This window comes from Mesorhizobium sp. WSM4837 (assembly GCF_055811435.1).
The window spans coordinates 1-20,210 of the sequence record NZ_JBVVQE010000062.1 but is presented as its reverse complement, the minus strand read 5'-3'; the positions used below and the strand labels follow the sequence as shown (position 1 = coordinate 20,210).

General features: G+C 60.7%; 18 protein-coding genes. 7 read left to right on the top strand and 11 right to left on the bottom strand.

All coding sequences use genetic code 11. From position 1 onward, the window contains the following. Positions 1-16: 16 nt before the first annotated feature. The 7 genes from AC0L3D_RS27860 to AC0L3D_RS27830 all read right to left on the bottom strand — a co-directional run bounded on the left by AC0L3D_RS27860 (position 17) and on the right by AC0L3D_RS27830 (position 6,830). Positions 17-466: a hypothetical protein gene (locus tag AC0L3D_RS27860; protein ID WP_091592804.1), complete on the bottom strand. Its 450-nt coding sequence runs from the start codon at positions 464-466 to the stop codon at positions 17-19. Then, on the bottom strand, positions 463-1,923 hold the full coding sequence (locus tag AC0L3D_RS27855; RefSeq protein ID WP_473627031.1) for a GMC oxidoreductase: 1,461 nt from the start codon (positions 1,921-1,923) through the stop codon (positions 463-465). Before AC0L3D_RS27855 ends, AC0L3D_RS27860 begins: the two co-directional genes overlap by 4 nt. 90 nt (positions 1,924-2,013) lie before the next feature. After that, positions 2,014-3,345 carry a UDP-glucose dehydrogenase family protein gene (locus AC0L3D_RS27850; protein WP_128244485.1) on the bottom strand — a complete coding sequence of 444 codons (1,332 nt, stop codon included), beginning with the start codon at positions 3,343-3,345 and terminating at the stop codon, positions 2,014-2,016. Between the two features lie 61 nt (positions 3,346-3,406). Continuing rightward, positions 3,407-4,276 (bottom strand): endo-1,3-1,4-beta-glycanase ExoK, encoded by an 870-nt coding sequence (gene exoK, locus AC0L3D_RS27845; protein ID WP_473627030.1) that lies wholly within the window; start codon positions 4,274-4,276, stop codon positions 3,407-3,409. 145 nt (positions 4,277-4,421) lie between these two features. Beyond that, positions 4,422-4,820 (bottom strand): hypothetical protein, encoded by a 399-nt coding sequence (locus AC0L3D_RS27840; protein WP_473627028.1) that lies wholly within the window; start codon positions 4,818-4,820, stop codon positions 4,422-4,424. A gap of 267 nt (positions 4,821-5,087) precedes the next feature. Then, positions 5,088-6,101, bottom strand: coding sequence for a glycosyltransferase family 2 protein (locus tag AC0L3D_RS27835; protein ID WP_128244486.1), 1,014 nt, complete (start codon positions 6,099-6,101; stop codon positions 5,088-5,090). A 408-nt stretch (positions 6,102-6,509) separates the two neighbouring features. Further along, positions 6,510-6,830, bottom strand: a complete 321-nt coding sequence (locus AC0L3D_RS27830) for an exopolysaccharide production repressor exox (RefSeq protein ID WP_245277567.1) — start codon at positions 6,828-6,830, stop codon at positions 6,510-6,512. Between the two features lie 557 nt (positions 6,831-7,387). On the opposite strand from AC0L3D_RS27830, the gene AC0L3D_RS27825 reads away from it, so the two are divergent. The 3 genes from AC0L3D_RS27825 to AC0L3D_RS27815 all read left to right on the top strand — a co-directional run bounded on the left by AC0L3D_RS27825 (position 7,388) and on the right by AC0L3D_RS27815 (position 10,406). Beyond that, on the top strand, positions 7,388-8,062 hold the full coding sequence (locus tag AC0L3D_RS27825; RefSeq protein WP_473627027.1) for a sugar transferase: 675 nt from the start codon (positions 7,388-7,390) through the stop codon (positions 8,060-8,062). Between the two features lie 154 nt (positions 8,063-8,216). Beyond that, a complete protein-coding gene (locus AC0L3D_RS27820; protein ID WP_473646477.1) occupies positions 8,217-9,443 on the top strand; it encodes a polysaccharide biosynthesis/export family protein in 1,227 nt (408 codons plus the stop codon). Positions 9,444-9,647: 204 nt separating this feature from the next. Then, positions 9,648-10,406: a class I SAM-dependent methyltransferase gene (locus tag AC0L3D_RS27815; protein ID WP_077376849.1), complete on the top strand. Its 759-nt coding sequence runs from the start codon at positions 9,648-9,650 to the stop codon at positions 10,404-10,406. Positions 10,407-10,540: 134 nt separating this feature from the next. On the opposite strand, the gene AC0L3D_RS27810 is transcribed toward AC0L3D_RS27815, so the two are convergent. Beyond that, a complete protein-coding gene (locus AC0L3D_RS27810; RefSeq protein ID WP_128168407.1) occupies positions 10,541-11,803 on the bottom strand; it encodes an O-antigen ligase family protein in 1,263 nt (420 codons plus the stop codon). 460 nt (positions 11,804-12,263) lie between these two features. Here AC0L3D_RS27810 and AC0L3D_RS27805 point away from each other — a divergent pair, with 460 nt between their 5' ends. The 3 genes from AC0L3D_RS27805 (at position 12,264) to AC0L3D_RS27795 (ending at position 15,550) form a co-directional block, all read left to right on the top strand. Beyond that, on the top strand, positions 12,264-13,193 hold the full coding sequence (locus AC0L3D_RS27805; protein ID WP_473646472.1) for a TIR domain-containing protein: 930 nt from the start codon (positions 12,264-12,266) through the stop codon (positions 13,191-13,193). 209 nt (positions 13,194-13,402) lie between these two features. Further along, positions 13,403-14,155 carry an SDR family NAD(P)-dependent oxidoreductase gene (locus tag AC0L3D_RS27800; RefSeq protein WP_473627025.1) on the top strand — a complete coding sequence of 251 codons (753 nt, stop codon included), beginning with the start codon at positions 13,403-13,405 and terminating at the stop codon, positions 14,153-14,155. Between the two features lie 51 nt (positions 14,156-14,206). Continuing rightward, on the top strand, positions 14,207-15,550 hold the full coding sequence (locus AC0L3D_RS27795; protein ID WP_473646470.1) for a glucoamylase family protein: 1,344 nt from the start codon (positions 14,207-14,209) through the stop codon (positions 15,548-15,550). A gap of 159 nt (positions 15,551-15,709) precedes the next feature. Here AC0L3D_RS27795 and AC0L3D_RS27790 read toward each other — a convergent pair whose 3' ends face one another. Further along, positions 15,710-17,146 (bottom strand): aldehyde dehydrogenase family protein, encoded by a 1,437-nt coding sequence (locus tag AC0L3D_RS27790; RefSeq protein WP_473627068.1) that lies wholly within the window; start codon positions 17,144-17,146, stop codon positions 15,710-15,712. Positions 17,147-17,408: 262 nt separating this feature from the next. Between AC0L3D_RS27790 and AC0L3D_RS27785 the strand changes: the two genes are divergently transcribed. Continuing rightward, positions 17,409-18,440, top strand: a complete 1,032-nt coding sequence (locus tag AC0L3D_RS27785; RefSeq protein WP_473627022.1) for a hydroxyacid dehydrogenase — start codon at positions 17,409-17,411, stop codon at positions 18,438-18,440. Between the two features lie 28 nt (positions 18,441-18,468). Here the strand turns inward: AC0L3D_RS27785 and AC0L3D_RS27780 are convergent, their stop codons facing one another. Beyond that, positions 18,469-18,954 carry a hypothetical protein gene (locus tag AC0L3D_RS27780; RefSeq protein WP_473627021.1) on the bottom strand — a complete coding sequence of 162 codons (486 nt, stop codon included), beginning with the start codon at positions 18,952-18,954 and terminating at the stop codon, positions 18,469-18,471. A gap of 91 nt (positions 18,955-19,045) precedes the next feature. Next, positions 19,046-20,210 (bottom strand): molybdopterin dinucleotide binding domain-containing protein (locus tag AC0L3D_RS27775; RefSeq protein WP_473646469.1); only part of this gene is annotated, 1,165 nt, incomplete at its 5' end.

The following is a 20,210-nucleotide window of genomic DNA, read 5'->3' as shown; positions in this document are numbered from 1 at the left end:
TGGCTTGCGACCCGCTTCAAGCATCCTGCTGCGTCTCCAAATTGGCGAACGGATTGGTACAAGGCTGCCATCCGGTGAACCGGACCGGGTCGGCTGGCGAACTGCGCCGGGCGTAGTCGGTCAGCATATGGAACTCGGCAATGACCCAGCGGTCGAAATGCCTCAGGTCCTCTTTTTTCTGTTCGGGCAGAAACCGGCGTGCGGCGCCCAATTTCAGCGCCTCAAGCACAGTGACAGCATCGCCCAGCTTTGTGTTTGGAAATATCCAGGGGTTCCGCTTCTGGAATTCCAGGACGAACTGCTGCAAATGTTCGATGCGCATGTTCAGCCTGCCGAAATATCTTTCGAGCGTGACGCGCACCAGGTCTTCGTCCGAAAGCGAGGAAACGGTGGCGTAGGCGATGCCGGTCGAAGCAACTCCGCCAGCCATGATGGCCAGTGCCGCGCGTCGCGAAACCTTGGTCATCCGGCCATTTCCTTTCCTGCTATCCGGCTCGCCGCCCGCAGGGAGAGGGCTGCCGCCGTCAGGCTCGGGTTGGCGCAGGAACAGCTTGGATATGTGCTTGAGCCGACGACAACCAGGTTCCTGAGCTGATGGTGGATCATGTCCCGATCGACCACCGAATCCGCCGGGCTCGAGCCCATCCGTAACGTGCCCTGGACATGCGACTCGGTGCGCCGGATGCCGCGATCGAAGATCTCTTCGACCGGCAGCGGCGCCAGAAGCGCCGCTAATTTCTCCTTTGCCCGCGCCATGCCCTTGACCGCATAGTCGGATGCTCCCGCGAAACTGACGAAGGCGTTTTCATCCTCGTCGAGAATCACGAGATTTTCCGGGTCGAGCAGGTCTTCGGTAACAATGATGATGGGAAGCGTCTGACGGACACGTCCCTTTTCAGGGCGCATCCCGTGCTGCCAGCGGTTTTCGAAATAGACCAGCGCCGCCGCATGGTCCGATCTGTGAGCGCCGTCATAAAGGCCGAAATTCAAGCCGGTGGTGATGGTGCTTCCGTCGAAATTATCGACACCGTCGAGATAGGCTTCGAAATTCCATCCGTAGGATTCGTGCAGGCCGCGCCCGACGAATTCGCCCGACAGGCCGGACCGCAACATGATCGCCGGGCTCTGGATGGCATTGGCGCCCAGTATGAAAAGATCGCCGCTGACCGAATATTCCTTGCCCTCATGCACGAATGCGACCGAACGGACCGAACCGCCGATATGGTCGAGCCGGCGCACTTCAGCGCCAAGGCAGACGGAAACGTCGGGATGCTCGAAGACGTGCATCAGGCCATTGTTGGCGGTGAATTTGGCATCGACCGGGCATAATCCGCACCGCAAGTTGGCGCAGCAAGAAGACCGTTGCGCGGTCGGCACGCGCGCGCGGGCTGTCGGCATGACAAAATGCTGGTCCGGCTGCGCCGCTTTCATCATCCGGTCCGGCGTCGACATGTGATGCGGTGGCTGGGGAAATGGCCTGGAACGCGGCATCATCGCCGCCATGTCGCGGTCGCCTGAAATCGACATGACGTCCTCTGCATCGCAGTAAAACGGCTCGAGCTCGTCATAGCTGATCGGCCAGTCGTTACCGACGCCGTAGAGGCTTTTCAGCCTGAAGTCGTTCGGGTGAAAGCGCGGCGTCTGGGCGAACCAGCAATTCGTTCCGCCACCCAATCCGATGGTGTAATTCCACGGCTTGTCAGAGTTGGTCTTGTAGGTGGTCTTGTCCTCGATGTCGGTGTTGACGTTCTGCTCGAGCTGCCATTCATGCGTGTTGTGCCCGCCCCATTCCAGAACCAGAATGCGTGCCTTTCGCTGCTTGGCGAACGCATGCAGGAAGAAGGCCGAACCGAAACCGGAACCGACTGCGACAAGATCGAAATGCTCGTTGGCGATCTGTTCCGGCCTGATGCCCAGCACCATCAGAGAAGACCCCTTGTTGACACGAGCGCGTTCATCGAAGCCTTCGCGATCGTCCTTGATGTCCTGGCCACCGGCCTGTCCCGCCTGATCTCACGCCGCCATCCTGCCGATCGAGTGATATTCGATGCCGTAGCGAGCGATGACCTTGGGGTCGTAGAGGTTTCGACCGTCGAAGATGATCGGCGTGGACAGCGCATCCTTGATCGCGTCGAACGACGGTGCCTTAAAATTCTTCCACTCGGTGGCGATCATGAGCGCATCGGCGCCACGCAGCGCTGCCTCCTTGGTCCCGCACAAGAGCAGATCCTCGCGCAGTCCGTAGACGGCCTGGCATTCCTGCATCGCCTCGGGATCGTAAGCCTGCACTTTGGCGCCGGCCTTCCAGAGCGCTTCCATCAAGACCCGAGCCGGCGCCTCACGCATGTCGTCGGTATTGGGCTTGAACGCCAGGCCCCACAGCGCAAAAGTCTTGCCCTTCAGATTGCCGTTGAAATAGCGGTTCACCTTATCGAACAGGACCGATTTCTGTTCGTTGTTGCGTTCCTCGACGGCGCGCAGCAGCTTGGCATCGAATTTGACGCCTTCGGCGGTCTTGATCAGGGCGCGCACGTCCTTGGGGAAGCACGAGCCGCCATAACCGAGGCCCGGATAGATGAAGTGGTAGCCAATGCGCGGATCGCTGCCGATGCCCTTGCGGACCTCCTCGATGTCGGCGCCGAGTTCCTCGGCCAGATTGGCCATTTCGTTCATGAAGCTGATCTTGGTCGCCAGCATGCAATTGGCCGCGTATTTGGTGAACTCGGCGCTGCGCACATCCATCACGATCATCTTCTCGTGGTTGCGGTTGAATGGAGCGTAAAGCTCACGCATCACCGCCTCGGTGTCCTCGCTGCCGGTGCCAACGATAATGCGGTCGGGCTTCATGCAGTCGGCCACCGCGGAGCCTTCCTTGAGGAATTCCGGATTGGAGGCGACGTCGAAAGTAAGATCCTCGCGGCCCCGCGCCTTCAGCGTCACGGCGATCCTGGCCTTAATCTTTTCGCAGGTGCCGACCGGCACGGTCGACTTGCCGACAACGATCTTGGGCGCATCCATCTCCCGGCCGATCGCCTCGGCAACGGCCAGCACATATTTGAGGTCGGCCGAACCATCCTCGCCCGGAGGCGTGCCTACAGCGATCATCTGGATCTGGCCATGCTTGACGGCGGCCGCGGCGTCGGTGGTGAACTTGATGCGGCCGGCCGCATGGTTCTCCTTGACGAGGTTTTCGAGCCCGGGCTCGAAAATCGGAATGAGGCCCTGATTGAGCCGCTCCACCTTTTTCACGTCGATGTCGACGCATAATACCTGATGGCCGACTTCGGCAAGCACCGCCGCTTGCACCAGACCGACATAGCCGATTCCAAAGACCGTCAAATTCATTTGATTTCATTCCTGTTCAAGACTTCGGAGCGCTTTCGGCCCGGCCGGTTCAGATTGGTCTTTATTTAATGCTGCATGCCAGCGATTCCGGAAACTGGCATGGCTGGCCGAGCGCCGTGAATGCGATGCGATCCACTTGCAAGGTAAGCTTGCGACCCGGATCCGAAAACGGCCCCAGCCATTCCTTCATCGTGTCGCTGCCCCAGAGGCTAAAAAATATCTTTTGCGCATGGCTGGGCAGCTTTGCCGGATCGGTGATCGTGTTCACCAGCTCGCCATTGACGTACCAGCGCAGCCGGTCCTTCTCCCAGACGAAGGCGTAATCGTTAAAAGCCTTGTCGGTGCCGCCAGCTACATCCACCACTTTCTCGTTATTGCCCTTGCCGGCGATGTAGGCGTTGACCTGCACTTTGGAGGTGTCCTTGGTCAGCACCTCGAAGTCGATTTCATCCCACGGCTGCTTATCGGTGGGGCCGATGTAGGTGAAGAAGGAGGCGTTGATGCCAGAGCCCGAATCGGTTTTCATCCGCGCCTCATAGGTGCCATAGCCGAAGCGCTGCTTGGATTGGACCTCGCCGCAGGCAAAGTCGCGATCCTTCATTTTCTGCTTTTCGAAACCGAGCGTCAGCATGCCATTGGAAAGCTTGACCTGCTTTTTGGACCAGATGCAGTTCTGATACTTGCCGTTCGCCCAGCCGTCGGCAATGTACCAACGCGCCCGGTCGAAGCTGGTGAAATCATCGACGAACGATGGCGCAGTCGGGATGTCCTGCGAACGGGAAGGGGTCGGGCCCGCAACCAGGCTGCCGAGTGCGACCAGCAGAAACGCTCCGCCCGAACATAGCTGCCTCAGTTTCCCTTGCCTCATCATGTGCGTGAACGGCCGGTCGCCGGTTGCTCGGGTGGACGTGCTTTTCGAATCCGCGTTCATACCAAACTCACCTTGTGCTGTGCGCCCCCCCAACCCAAATCGATGTTCAAAACCATGACGAAACGAGCTGATCTTGACCTTCTGCCGGTAGCTTCCCCGGTTGCCTGCTTCTTGCCCAGTGGCGCCACCCAGGCTCTTTGAAATTTCACCCCGCGTCGGCGGCCGGGTTGGCGAAATCGGCCTTGTTGGCCGAGCCAGGTTGGGCGCTTTCGTCGAAGATAGCATCCAGCGAATGCCGGAGACCCTTCATCAATTCGTTCTGGCGGGCGAGCGCCGCGATGCGCCGCTCGTAATTCAGGATCGACTTCGTCAGTTCGCTGACCTCGGAGGATCTACTGGAGGAGGCCGCGCCATTTTCGATCGCCTCGACCAGGAAGGCGGCGTTGGTGGCCTTTGTCCGGTAGCGATTCTCAAGCCCGTTTTTCTCCGCCTCGATCTCGGCTGCGATCTGGTCAAGCAGCTTTGCCAGGCGGTCAAGGCGCGAGATATCGGTCTGCCTGTCTCGAGCCGGATCCCTTGATCTGAAGCCAAATATGGAGGCCATGCGCTCAGTTTCCTGTCATAGCTGGCCTAAGCTGTCCCTTGTGCCCGGCCGGGCCAAAAAAAGTTCTTGTCGCATCGTCCAGCTCCTCTCACAGGCGGACATTTTCGGCCGATTCAAACAGCCAATCAAAATTGCTGCACCGCAACATACATGCCATTCCCAAAGCGAGTAGGCAACCACCTAGTGCGGCGAATCGGAAATTCGCATCGTTTTAAGGCAGGGTAAGGACCTGTTGACATGATCGGTGTGGCGCGCCGGCGGACCAGCTCAAGCCTCGCCGACCGGGCTGGTTGCGGCCATGAGAAAGCGCCGCGACGGCACAGGCTGTTTCGAGCCAAAGCCGGCGCGGCGAAACAGCGCATCCAGCTTGTCGGCGGCCACGCCGCGAACGATGGGGATGAGATTGGATTGGCTGGCCAGGGCGTAGGCCGCAGCCGCTGTCAGCCCTCTCTCGTTCTTCACGTCGAGGAAGTTTCGCAACCGATATTTGTCGCGCACCTGCCGTTCGTGCTTTCTGAGCACGGCCTTGGAGCCTTCCGGCAAACTGTCGATCGCCAGCAGCGCCAGATCCGCGTCGGCCAGACGCTTGAGATCCTGCGTCCTGTGCTGGCCGCTCAGCGAATCCGCGCGAACGATCGCTCCGTAGCCGCAGGACCTGATGACCTTGAAGCGCGCCCCGCAAGCAACTGCGCGCGCGTAGAGTTCATAGTCTTCGCCCAGCCGCAGGTTTTCGTCATAGCGCAGCCCATGCCGGTCCAGAAAAGCGCGGCTGATCACCGGCTTGAGGAAACCCAACTCACCTCTCTGCACACGACGACTGGAGATGTTGCCTTCGATGAAGCGCTCGAAATCGAGAAATTCCGGATCGGCCGCAAACCGCGGAGCGGTGATTTTCGAAACGTCGGTCGCCGCATCGTCCCTGATCATCATGATGTTGTCGGCAGCGAAATCCCAATCGGCGCTGGCGAACAACTCGCGAAATCTGCCCTCGAGAAAAAAATCGTCGGCGTCCAGAATGCTGATGAACGGCGATTTGGAGCTGGCGATCGCGGCGTTGCGGGCCAAGGAAGGACCGCCGTTGACGTCGAGCCGGATGACGGAAAGCCTGCCGCTGCCATCGTCGGCCGCCCGAACGACTTTCGCGGTATCGTCAGTGGAGGCGTCATCGACGACGACGACTTCGGCCACCTCCGGCTCGCGCAAGGCCGATGCGATGGCAACCGCAATTGTCCGCGCCGCGTTGCGAGCAGCAATGATCACGCAGACTTCCGGTTCTGTCATCAATTCGCCTCTCGACTGCACAGGTAGCTCCGAATTTTCTCCCCCAATGCAGCTCTCGTTCTCACTGACTGCGCGGCTGTACGAAACATCAGCCGGCGCTTATGCTGCGAGTGCGAAGCATCGTGAAAATCACACGCTCCGTCCAGTCTTTCCTTTCGGGGTCGTCATGGCGCAAATCGACGGGCGGTGAAATGCCAGCGGATAGGCGGGCCGCTTCGCACACCGTCCCTGCGCATTCTGGATGGGGTCAGCGCACTCGAATCGCTGATCACCAGGTCGATCGACAGGGTTTAGGCAGTGGTGGCCGAGTCAGAGGATCCGAGGCTGAAGGGGAAATCACAAGTCGGTTGCCCAGGATGCTGTCGGGCGAGCAGTGCGCCAGGGACCCCGACGCTACCTGCCGTCAGGTCAGTGGAGGCTTCTCCTGGCACTGAACTTCTCGCCATCGGCCGCTTCGGTCGAACTCAGCCTTCGTTCGACGTCGCGAATCTTGTCAGCCGACGTCGGGGTATTTCTGGCAACCATGGCGAAAACGAGCAGAAAGTAGCCCAATTGAATGACAATGGCGCAGGCTATAGCGCGAAGTAGCGTTGCGCCTAGCGAAGCGCCGTCGAGATAAGACCAGGCGACCACGATCGCCAGCGCGAAAATCATGCCGATAATGAATTTTGGTAGCGACATACCCGACAGCCCGTCAACCTGCTCGGGCAAAAATCGATGATTGACCATCCCGAGCCTCCCTTCGCCATGCGAGTTGGTTGAGGCCACCCGCTTTTTTTTGGCCGGTTGCTTCCAGCCTTCCCACGCTGTCCATACTCTGACAGAAACAATTTGCAACTCTATTAAGGTGTGCAATAGCGGGCAAGGCCAGCCGCAAATTATTTTGCATAAGTTCGGGGGATCGACTCTGCCATGTTGCGACGCACACCCCGGTATCACGACCAATCACCCGGTCTGGACTCACTTCAGTAAGAACAACAATATTAACCAGTATTTTACTATAACAGCGCGCTATATTTTACAAAGCTACAGCGCGATATTTCTCAAGCACGCGGCACAAAGAGCGATGCGCCCAAAATCAGCCTCAAAAAGGCACTAAATTTTTCAAGGTTGCCCATAATTTGTCATGAACGCGCCATAAAAGGCCAAAATTTGCGCAGGATCGGTTTATTATTTAACCAATGCATGACGCGATTATTTCAGGCGCTCAACGAATTGTGTGTTGCGATGCAGCATTTTTTTGATATCGTGCGGCAAACCATCCGTTCAACGTATGGAGTTTACGCATGAGGGACGTAGCCAAGCCGGCCGACGCGAATTTTCCGCAGGCCGGTATCGACTTTCCACCAATCGGCGGCCTGCTTAAACGCAGCTTCGATATCGCCGGTTCACTGATTGGCCTGGTTGCTCTCAGTCCGCTGTTTGTGATGGTCGCGCTGCTTGTCAAGTTTTCCGACGGCGGCCCGATTTTCTACGGTCACAGCCGGATCGGGCGGGGAGGACGGATTTTCCCGTGCCTCAAGTTTCGGACTATGGTACAGAAAGGCGAACAGGTGCTGGCGGCATACCTTGCCGCCAACCCGGAGGCCAAGGCCGAATGGATAGCCACCCGCAAGCTCAAGAACGATCCACGCGTCACGCGTGTCGGGGCCGTGCTGAGGAAGCTCAGCCTCGATGAACTGCCGCAGATCATCAATATCCTTCAGGGTGACATGAGCCTTGTCGGTCCTCGCCCGGTGGTGCGCGACGAGCTCGAAATCTATGGCAGTTCGGCCGTCTATTACCTGAAATCGCGCCCTGGCCTGACCGGGCTCTGGCAGGTCAGCGGCCGCAATGACGTTTCCTATGACAGCCGCGTCGCATTCGATCGCCACTATGTCGAGAACTGGTCGCTGTTCGAGGACATTCGCATTATCATCAAGACCGTGCCTGCCGTCTGGATGTCGCGGGGCTGCTATTGACGGGCCGGGAGCCGGTTGTGTGCGGAGGAGTGACTGTCCAGACGCCAAGCATTCTGCAGCAAGCTTCATCGGGCCGGGCTAAAGCGAATCGGAAAACGTACAGTTGAAAACAAACATCTTCGACATCTCCTGGGCCGGCACGGTTAGCAATCGCATGCGACGGATGCGGCTTAAGACCACTTGCCTCGCGCTGGCGCTCGCCGTTCCCCAACTCGCCGCGGCCGACGAGTACCGGCTTGGATCCCAGGACAAGCTGACCATCCGCGTGGCCGAATGGCAGACCGTTGAAGGCACGTTCCGCGACTGGACGGCCGTCAACGGAGAATACACGGTCGGCCCGTCTGGAACATTGTCCGTGCCGTTCGCCGGCGAAATGCCGGCATCCGGCAAGACCACATCCGAGATCGCGGCAGCGATCAGCCAGGCGCTCCAGCGCAAGCTCGCTCTGGCCGACCGGCCGGAAGCCTCCGTCGAAATGGCGCAGTACAGGCCGTTCTACATTTCCGGGGAGGTCCAGACGCCGGGCCAGTATCCCTACGTGCCCGGCCTGACCGTCCTGAGGGCGATGACCATCGCCGGCGGCGTCCGGCGGGCCCCCGAAGGACAGCGGTACGCCCGCGACATAATCAACGCCAAGGGCGAGTTTGACGTTCTCCAGGACCAACGGGTCCGACTGATCGTTCGGCGCGCGCGCATCGAAGCGCAGATTGCCGACAAGCCGACATTCGACGTGCCGAAGGAGGTGGCCGAGGATCCGAAGCTGGCAAGCATCGTTGCCGACGAGATGGCGATCCTGACGGCCGATCAAAAGAATCTCAAACTGCGCCTTCAGGCGCTCGACGATTTGAAGAAGCTATTGCAGAGCGAGATCGATTCGCTGCAGAAAAAGATCGTCAACCAGCAGCGGCAGGTCGACCTGGCAAAGGAACAGCTCAGCGGCATCGGTTCGCTTGCGCAAAAGGGCCTTGTCGTCAACACTCGGGTTCTGACTTCGCAGCAAACGATCGCCGACCTGGAAGGAAAAATCTTGGATTACGAAACGGCTATCCTCACCGCCAGGCAGTCGATCAGCAAGGCCGACCAGGACGCCATCGACCTGGAGAACACCCAGAATGCGGATCTCGCCACCGGCCGGCAACAGGCAGAAGCCGATCTCAGCGAAACAATGCTCAAGATGAACATGCACACCGGCCTGATGGCCGAAGCCATGTCGGGGAGCCCGGCGCTACAACGCTATCGCGACGGCGAAGAGCCAACGATGTCGTTTGGCCTGGTTCGGGTTGTCGACGGCAAGACCAGCGAAATCGCTGCCAGCGAAGATACGCCCGTGCTGCCTGGGGACGTGATCAAGGTGAAGCTGGTGCCAATGGCAAGCCAGTAGGCATTGGAGCGATCGGCCGATCCGACCGCGCCGTACAGATTCGATCTGCAAGGAGTTCGACCCGGACGAGTTCGACCTTGAACTCGTCGACACTGTGCTCGCCGCCCCGACAAGCTGGCCTACCGCCAACTCGGGACGTGAGTAATTGCAGCGCAAGGAGATGTTGTGCTTTAGTTGCAACTTAAATCCGAGGAGGACTTCGTCATGCACAGTGAAAGGGACGAAATCGTCAGTCGAGAAAGAGAATTTCACAATCTCAGATTCAGTCAGGAGGAGGATCCAAGAGGAAGCCTGGACAAGTGGTATCGAACAATTCGTCACGGCGCTGAACGTCAAGACGAGCAGATAAAACGGCTTTCGAAAAACGCAGACGTGCTCGAGTACGGTTGCTCCGATGGGGGGTGGTCTCTGCATTCCCTGCACCTGCCCGATCTTTGCCGATCTCTGACGGGGATCGATATTTCGGATGTAGCAGTAAACAAGGCGAACGAACGGGCGAGCACGCTTGGAAGCACGAACGCTACATTCCTGGCGATGAATGCGGAAGCCATGTCGTTCGAGGACAACAAGTTCGACCTGGTGTATGGACGCGGGATCATCCATCACCTGGACCTGGACCGGTGTTTTTCCGATGTGGTCCGTGTCCTGAAGCCGAACGGCGTGGCGTCCTTCTACGAGCCGATGGGACACAATCCGCTCCTGAATGCCTACAGAAATCGGACACCCCTCATCCGCACCGCTGATGAACATCCCTTGCTAATTTCGGACTTCGCTTTGGCCCGCCGCTATTTCAGCAATGTCCAGGTGGACTATTTCGGCCTGTGCTCCGTAGGAAGCGCGCTGATGCCGCGAACCATCTCGGAGACCGTCTACAAAGTTGGCAAAGCTGTCGATTCAGTACTTTTGACGCTTCCCTTTGTGAAGCGGTTCGCATGGTATGCGCTCCTGACCCTCAGGGCCTGATCAATAGGCAGCAAACCCAACTCGGGCGAGGCTCGCCTGCTGCCTGTGAGATGAAATGATGCTTGGCCTTGGCGCTGTCAGGCGGCGTTTTTGTGCGCGGCACCAAAAATCAAGGTAATATTTTAGCCCTTTGCTTAGCGCCCCGCGGTTTCTGGTTCCGCGAGGTCGGCCGCGGTCCATCTGGGACGGGCGACATGCACCCTGACCAGCCTGAAGTAGCTGTAATACAGGAGGAAGGAGCCCATGATGTAGGGGTTGAAGGTGTCGATCTCAACGAAGGACCGGATGAGCAGAAGCACCATCACGCCGCCAAGAATCACCGACTCGGCTTGCCATGTCCTGAATATCAGGGCCGATATATGGCCCCATAGCGTGCGCACGATGATCAGCGAAATCATCGTCGCCCCGACATAACCTAGCTCGACGAGGGCTTCGATATAGGTGTTGTGGAAGTGGAAGCCGCTTCGGGTGGTGATGTAGAATTCGTTCCAAAGCCGCTCGGCCTCGGCGAACCCCTGCACCCAATAGGCCGCGTAGCCGACGCCGAGGACTGGCGCCTGCTGCGCCGCTTCCCAGCCCTGCTCCCAGAGATAGGTCCGTCCGGTGAGGGTGGAATCCTTTCCGAAGGCGCCAAGGACGAAATCCAGAAGTCCTGCAAAGGCAACCGCGGTGACCACGACCAGCCCGCATGCGCCGACCACGAAAATCACCCGTCGGTAGCGGAGTGGAAGCTTCTTGGCCATGGCAAGCAGAGCCACCAGAGCGAGAACTGCCGGTATCGAAGCCGTCGAGGTGGCGGAATGCGCCATGATCAGAAGATAGGCCGATAGGACGAAGATGGGCGCCGTCAGGATAAAGCTTATCCGGCCGCGCCTGAGAAAGACCAGGAAGACAATGCAAAAATAGATGCCAAGGGAGGCGACAAAGCCGAGCTGGTTCTTGGAGCTGAATGCGCCGACGAAATTGTACGTCCCGTCGAGCATATCATAGGAATATCCCCCGACCTTGAGCGAATAGAGCAGGACGACAAAAATCCCGATCAGTGAGCCTATCGTCAACGTCCGGACGCTGACGGTGCGCGCAGCGATGTAGGCGCAGGCGATATGGGAGCAATACTGGATTGACGTCCTCAACGTGATGCCGGGGGCATCCGACCAGAACACCGAGAGGCAGACATAGAATGCAAACGCCAACGGCAGCCACGCGCTGGAGGCATGCCGCAACAGCCGCCGGTAGTCTACCAGAACCAGGGGAAGCCAGACCGCATAATAGGCCAGGATCAGGATCGGGCCGAAAACCGAGGAGTAGGAGAACGCCCAAATGGAGATGGCAACAGCAAATGCGCCGTAGACCGTGCTCTTCTCCGGGTCGACCAACAGAGATTTTGGAATCTTCATCTCGGTAGCGAATTCCCGTCCATGCAGTTCAATGCCGATTCGCCGCCGCGCCATGCGCGAACGCTTCTATTGTGCACTGCAATATAACCCATCCCCCGCAGCGTGTCACCCAAATCAGGCAAAAACAGTCCTAAGGCGCCCCGGGACGGCGGCAAAAGGCCACGACAGGCGGTGCGTGCGGCAAGAAGCCGAACATCCCGGCGCAGGGCTGAGCATCGCCTTCGGCGCCGTCAAAAACCATCGCCGCCGCATTTAACGAGAGGCTCGGCATCACCACCGCGCGGAACTGTTTTTGCAGTTCTTTTCAGCACCGGACCGAAAAATGGCAGTCGGCATTCGTTGCATCCGTTGCAATGAATGAGGCCCTCCGCGTACGCTATCTCGGGGGCAACCAGACGATGGCCACACCAACAACTGGCAGGCCCTGGTCGTCCCCGGTCTGCTGGGTTGGAGCAAACGGATGGACAAACCTCGAATCTTCCTGGGCTCCTCGGGGAAGCAGAAAAAACTGCTGCAGGCGCTGACACGCGGTCTTGGAGAGATCGCGCATGTGGAACCCTGGACGACGTCCTTCAATCCGGGGACAACCACCCTGGGGCGCCTCCTCGAGCTTACGCGTGAGGTCGACTTCGCCGCTTTCGTCTTCGCCCAGGACGACTGGACGAGTGTAAGCCTGCCAGCATCATCTGCTTCTGTATCCGCTCAAGCTTCTCCGCGAGACAATGTCGTCTTCGAAGCCGGCCTTTTTGGCGGAGTCCTTGGAATGCGCCGAACGTTTATCCTTCATGCCAACGGTTCCAAGCTTCCAAGCGATCTCCTGGGCCTGACATCCGTGAGGTATGGCGAAGCGGCGACCGCCGCGGAGATGAGAGCGGTCAACCAAAAGCTGCGAAAAGCTATTGAAAATGAAGGCCGCGTCGCCCGAATAGAGGGCCTTTGGTGGCAGTTTTCCCTGTCGGAGCGGACCGTAAAGGAACCTTCCGCCGTGAGCCTCCTGCGTATCTCGCGAGACCGCGATGGTGCGCTGGAGTTGGCCGGCCGCTCATGGCAAGAGAATGGCAGCCTGTCAGCCAGATACTGGAGCGAGGCGGTAAAGGAGAGAAAGGAGCCTGCCGGCATCTTCTACTTTTGGAATGGAGAACGGCCCTTGGATGCGAACGCGTCGCAGTTGTACGGGACGGGAGAGATCCGGCTGGAGTCCGCCGATCGCGCGTCCGGGTACTTTACCACACGCGCCGACACACAGCCAAAACTGAACGCGCGCACCTCAGGCGTCTACTTGCGCGCCGAACCGGAGGACTTGAGCATCCTGGACGGGCGCGACAACCAGCGACGGGTGGAGTTGATCGCGGAGCGGCTGAGCCATTGGAAGTCGATCAAGAACGTTTGAACTGTGCGCGTGGAAGTCGCCTTGCAGCGACGGCAGCATCGAATGGACAGGTCGTATAGCCAAGAGCGGCTCTCAACCGCCTGCTTCTGGCCCGCCATGAACCTGTTCGAGGCTCCAGTCCCCGGCTTGAACTTCTCCGCTGTTGACTTCACATTCGCCGCCGGCGGTGTCGCCAGCGCCCGTCGGGGCGGGCAAATGAGGGAGACCATATGCCAATGCGTTTTGCGGGACGGTTTGCCGGACGATCGGCCGTGGTCACCGGTGGCGCCTCAGGCATCGGCCTGGCCGTCGCGCAACGAATCGTTGAAGAGGGCGGGCGCGTTTGCGTCTGGGATCGCAACTCCACCCAGATCGAGCAGGCCAAGGCTGTCATCGCCGACTTGCACGGCGTGACCGTCGACGTCGCCGATCCTGTAGCGGTCGCACAGGCCGCCCGGCAGACGATCGAAGCCCTTGGCGCGGTCGATATCCTGGTCACCAGCGCGGCCATCACCGGACCGAACATGACGACCTGGGACTATTCGGTGGAGGATTGGCATCGGGTCATCGACATCAACATCAACGGCGTCTTCTACTGCAACAAGGCGCTGGTTCCGCACATGCTCGAGCGCAATTACGGCAGGATCGTCAACATCGCTTCGATCGCCGGCAAGGAGGGAAACCCGAATGCCTCTGCCTACAGCACCTCCAAGGCGGCGGTGATCGGCCTGACCAAGTCGCTGGGCAAGGAACTGGCGAAGACCAAGGTGACGGTGAACTGCGTCACGCCGGCAGCGGTGCGCACCGCGATCTTCCAGCAGATGAGCCAGCAGCACATCGATTTCATGCTGTCGAAAATACCAATGGCGCGGTTTGGCGAGGTCGAGGAGGTGGCGGCGCTGATCTCGTGGATCGCTTCCGAGGAATGTTCCTTTACGACGGCTGCCGTTTTCGACGTTTCCGGCGGCCGGGCGACCTATTGAAGCAACTGGAACGATTTGCAACCACGGACGCCAGACTGGAGTTCCCGTCGTTTGCTTAGGATCGAACCTCCACAGTCCGACGAAGAACTGCTCGACCGCTTCCAGCGCGCCGCCTTCGGCTATTTTCTGGAAACCGTGAATGCGGAAACCGGACTGGTTGCCGACACGTCGCGGCCAAATTGGCCGGCAAGCATCGCGGTCGTCGGCTTCGCCCTGTCCTGCTATCCGGTCGGGGTCGAGCGCGGCTGGATAGCACGAGACGCAGCCGTGAACCTGACGCTTGCCGCACTGCGTTTCTTCTGGAACAGCCGGCAAGGCGATGGCGACGACGTCACCGGCCACAAAGGCTTTTACTACCATTTCCTCGACATGCGGACCGGCCTGCGCGCCTGGCGATGCGAGTTGTCAGTGGTTGACACGGCGCTGCTGATGGCCGGCGTGCTCACGGCTGGCGCCTATTTCTCAGGCGACACTGACGACGAAACCGAAATCCGCGAGCTGGCGGAAATGCTCTACCGACGCGTCGACTGGCGATGGATTCAAGGCAGCAGACCGATCTTGCGACAGGGCTGGAAGCCGAAGAGCGGTTTTCTGCGTTATGGCTGGGAAGGCTACAACGAAGCGACGATCCTTTACGTCCTGGCAATGGCCGCCCCCGACAAACCCGCCTCGGACGACAGCTATGCCGGCTGGACGGCGACATATCAGTGGGAAAACATCTACGGCTACGACGTGCTCTATGGCGGCCCGCTGTTCATGCACCAATTCTCGCATGCCTGGATCGACTTCGATGGCATCCGGGATGCGTTCATGCGGGACAAGAACTCGGACTATTTCGAAAACAGCCGCCGCGCGACCTACCTTCACCGGGCCTATGCGCGGCACAACCCCTCTGGCTATGACGGCTACGGCGAAGCACTTTGGGGACTTTCGGCGGGTGACGGACCCGGCAAATTCCGCGCGCGGATCGATCGGCGGCCGCGCAAATTTTCCGGCTATGCGGCGCGTGGCGCACCGTTCGGCCCCGATGACGGAACGATTGCGCCGTGGTCGTATCTCGCATCGCTGCCCTTCGCACCGGAAATCTGCCTGCCTGCGCTGCGCCACCTCAGAGAACGCCACCCTGAGGTGGTCGACGGTTTCAGGATGCCGAGCGGCTTCAACCCGACGCTGGCGAACCGGCGGAAGTTCGGGCCGAGCGGCTGGATATCGGATGCGCACTATGGACTGGACCAAGGCATCGCCGTGCTGATGATTGAAAACCACCGCTCGCGGCTGATCTGGGAGCTGATGCGGTCGAGCCCGCATATCCGTCGCGGCCTGTGCAAGGCCGGGTTCTCCGGCGGCTGGCTGTCGCAGCCGGCGAGCCCTTCTCGCAAGGACCCTGCTGAATGACGGCTAAAACGCGCCGCGTTTGACCGGCCTCCTGCGACGCGCTTTAGGTTGCTGTTTCATGCATGTGCGCGACATGCATTAGCGCCCAGTGGTCGCTGTCGTTTCCCGGCAACTCGCGCCCGCCGGGAAGGCCGTTCGATTTCGTCTGGCTTGATTTACTTAGCCGGCGAACGTGTAGGCGGTCTTTACCGTAGTGTAGAATTCCGCTGCGTAGCGGCCTTGCTCGCGCGGGCCGTAGCTCGATCCCTTGCGTCCGCCGAAAGGCACGTGGAAGTCAACGCCCGCCGTCGGCAGATTGACCATCACCATGCCGGCCTCCGAGTTGCGCTTGAAATGCGTGGCGTGCTTGAGGCTCGAGGTGCAGATGCCCGACGTCAGCCCGAACGGCGTGTCGTTGGCCATCGCCAAGGCCTCGTCATAGTCCTTGACGCGGATGACGTTGGCGACCGGCCCAAAAATCTCCTCGCGTGAAATGCGCATGGCGTTGGTGGCTTGCGTGAACAGCGCCGGTTGCAGGTAGAAGCCGCGGGTTTCGCGATCGAGCCGCTCGCCGCCGAAGGCGAGATCGGCGCCTTCCTGGCGGCCGATGGCGATATAGTCTTCGTCCTGTTTCAACTGGCTCTGGTCGACGACGGGTCCGATCTGGGTTTTCGCATCGAGGGCGTCGCCGACGACCAGCTTGGCGAGGCGATCCTTCATCGCATCGACGAAGCGGTCATGGATGCCGTTCGTCACGACCAGGCGGGACGACGCCGTGCAGCGCTGGCCGGTCGAGAAATATGCGCCATTGATCGCGCAGTCGACGGCGACGGCAAGGTCTGCATCGTCGAGCACGACGAGCGGGTTCTTGCCGCCCATTTCGAGCTGGTACTTGCGCATGTGCTCGACGCTGGCGGCAGCCACGCGCTTGCCGGTGCCGACCGAGCCGGTGAAGGTGATGGCATTGAGGTCAGGGCTGTCGAGCATGGCCTGGCCGACTACCGAACCCTTGCCCATGACGAGATTGAGCACACCCTTAGGCAGGCCGGCGCGGTGCAATATGTCGACAATGGTCCAGGCGCTCTCCGGAACCAGCTCGGCCGGCTTGAAGACGATGGTGTTGCCGTAGGCCAGGGCAGGAGCGATCTTCCACGCCGGGATGGCGATCGGGAAATTCCACGGTGTGATGATGCCGACGACGCCGACCGCTTCGCGTGTGATCTCGACACCGACGCCGGGCCGCACGCTTGGAACCAGCTCGCCCGACAGGCGCAGCGTCTCACCAGCAAAGAAATCGAATATCTGGGCGGCCCGCACGGTTTCGCCAATTCCCTCGACCAGCGTCTTGCCCTCCTCGCGCGCCAACGCCCGGCCGATTTCATCTTTCCGCGCGGTGATCTCGTCCGACGCCTTCCTCAGCACCGCATGGCGTGCAAGCAAGCCCGATCGGGACCACGCAGGAAATGCCGCTTTCGCCGCCGCGATGGCCTGCCGCGCCTGCTCGGCGTCGCCCGACGCATATTCGCCGACCACGTCGTCGAGATTGGAAGGGTTGATGTTGCGGGAGCCGGCATCGCCCACCCACTCGCCATCGATGAGGTTCTTTCGAAACGGGATCATGTCGCTGTCTTCCTTGTCCTTCGATTGCCGTCTATCTGGACCACCAGCCGCCACACCGCAAGGCCGCCAGCGGCAAAGTTCTGCTCCTCGACAGGCATGTGCTAAGCAGATTTCGGAAAAGTGTTCGATGGTTTTCCGATAAAAACCTGCGACAAACACAAACCCGGCAGGCGAAGCCCGGCAAGCCTGCTTGGGTGTCGAGGTGGTAAACCATGATTCTAGTGCGGCGCGACGCGGATCGCGCCAGGAGGAGGCTGCCATGTCCGACAGCGCGTTGCCCCTGGTGATCAGCGCGCCCGAGCCACGCACGCTCGACCTGATTTTCACGCCCGAGGCACTGGCGAGATTCCGCGCCAGATACCGTATCGTCGAAACGTCGCCAGAAGGCGTCGCGGCCCTGCCACACGATGTGCTCGCGGAGGCGCGCTACATCGTCGGCCAGCCGCCGATCGCGCCGGAGACGCTGGAAAGGTTGACAGTGCTGCGTTGTGTCTTCAATGTCGAGAGCAACCTCATCAACAACATGCCGTATGAAACGCTGTTTTCGCGCGGCATCCATGTCGTCACCACCGGCATGGTGTTTGCCGAGCCGGTGGCCGAGCTCGGTCTTGCCATGGCGCTCAACCTCGCCCGCGACATCGTCGACGCCGATCTTGCGTTTCGTCAGGGCAAGGAGCTGTGGGGCGGCGAGGGTAACCGGGCGGCGCGGCTTCTCTCCGGCGCGGATGTCGGTATCATCGGCTTCGGCGATCTCGGCCGTGCGCTCAACCGGCTGCTGTCGGGCTTTCGCACGCGGACCAAGGTCTTCGATCCGTGGCTGCCGCCCTCGATCCTGATCGAGAACGGCGTCGAGCCGGCTTCCCTCGACACGGTTTTGTCGAGTAGCGATTTCGTCTTCGTCGTCGCTTCGGTGACCAGCGAAAACCAGGGTTTTCTCGGCACTGAAGCCTTTGCCAGGATGCGCAAAGGAGCCGCCTTCATCCTGCTCAGCCGCGCCGGCGTGGTCGATTTTCCGGCGCTGATGGATGCAGTTCGCAGCGGTCACATCGTCGCCGCCAGCGATGTGTTTCCGCAAGAGCCGCTGGCGCAGGATCATCCTGTCCGCACGCTGCCCGGCTTCCTGCGCTCCGCCCACCGGGCCGGCGCGCTCGACATCGCTTTCAAGCGCATGGGCGACATGGTGCTGGAAGACATGGACCTGATCGACCGCGGCCTGCCGCCAATGCGTTCGAAGCGGGCCGAACGCGAGACCGTTTCGCGCATGCGCTCGAAGCCGGTCGACAAGAACTGAGCCGTCAGGCCCAGCGGCTGCGAGTTTCTCAGATGGTGAACGACCAGAACAGGCAGGCGAGCATCGCTGCGGCGAAGACGACAAAGAACAGGCTTCTCAGCAGGATATTGCGGCGCAGTTCGTTCATGAAGAGATGGCAGCCGACGACGGCCACGACAAACAGGAACCGCCAATTCAGCAGTGCCGGCAGGACATTGCTTCGATCGAAAGCCCATCTGGCGGCGAGGCCGCCAATGATGGCCGCGAACAACACGATGACTGTCCAGAAGATCGCATCCGCGGCATGTGTCAGGACGATGCCGGCGACCCTGATCGGCAGGATCATCATCAGCAGCGCGCTGAAGAAGTACACGCCCGCGAGCGGGATAAACGTCCCGGCATCGGCGACGTCGTCCAGGCGTTCTGCGCCAATCGCACCAAAGGGATAGCCATGCCTGGCCACCGCCAGGCTGAGTGCCATCAGCAAAGCCGTCAATACGGCCACCAATGCGAATGAAGTGAGGGCTTTGCTCATAATGGTCCTGCTCGGAACGAATCGGATAAGGACGTTGGTAGCCCACGGTTTGTAAATTGCTGGTAAGCGTCGCGGCGCGCTTTGGACGCCCTCACTCCGCCGCGTGAAGGCGCCGCGCCTCGATGATGGTCCTGATCTCGGCGCGGCAGGAGCCGCAATTGGTGCCGGCATGCAAAGTGGCGCCGATCGCTTCGACGCTTACGCAGCCTCCGCGCACCGCTTCGGCGATCTGATTGGCGCCGACCCCGAAACAGGAGCAGACGATGGCGCCGCGATCGACGCTGTTGCCGCCCGGCCGCCCCGCCACGATCGCCAGTCGCCCGCGCCGATCGGCATGGTCCGCGCTCAACTGCTCGACCGCCCAGCCGCGCGACACCGCGACCGGCCTGGGCGCAAGATAGAGCGCGCCAGTCAGCCGGCTGCCGGCAAAGCGGGCGAAGCGATAGTGCCCGCCGGCGACATCATGATAGGCGAGCGTCTCGCCTGGCGCGTCCGCCCCGAAAAGCGAGGCCGCGAAACCCGGCCAGTCCCGGTCGGCTTCCAGCGCAAGCTCGAGACGCCAGCCGGCGGCGCAGCGGGCGAGGCTCCAATAGTCGGCGTCGATCGAGGCTGGCCGTTCGGCAAGCACCGCGAAGCCGAACGCGACGGCAGCGAAGCGTTCCACCCGGGCGGCAACATTCTTCGAGGCCGGCTGTCCTGAAATCGGATCGGTGATGGGCGCCACCAGCGCATCGACACGAGCCCGCGCGGAAAACTGGTCCGTCCAATGCATCGGCACGAAGACCGAGCCTGGCCGCTGCCGCGCCGTCACCAGCGCACGAAGCAGCACCTCGCCATGCTCGGTTGAGACGCGGACGATGTCGGCATCGCCAATGCCGAAGTGCTGCGCGTCCGCCGGGTGGATTTCGGCGAACGGCTCGGCCAGGTGCTGCGACAGCCGCTGGCTTTTTCCCGTCCGCGTCATGGTGTGCCAGTGGTCGCGAACCCGCCCGGTGTTGAGCACCAGCGGGAATTTTTCGTTCGTGCGGGTTTGCGGAACTGGACGGATCGGGATGAAGCGCGCCTTGCCGTCGGGTGTGTAGAAGTTGCCGTTGGCGAAGAAGCGGGTGCTGGCTGAGCTATGTCCAGCTTGAACACCCCCCGGGGGGGGGGGGGCGCGCCCCCCCCCCCCCCCGCGGCGGGGGGGGGGGGGGGGGCTGGCGGGGGGGGGGGGGGGCGCCCCCCCCCCCCGGGGGGCGGCCACCCCCCCCCCCCCG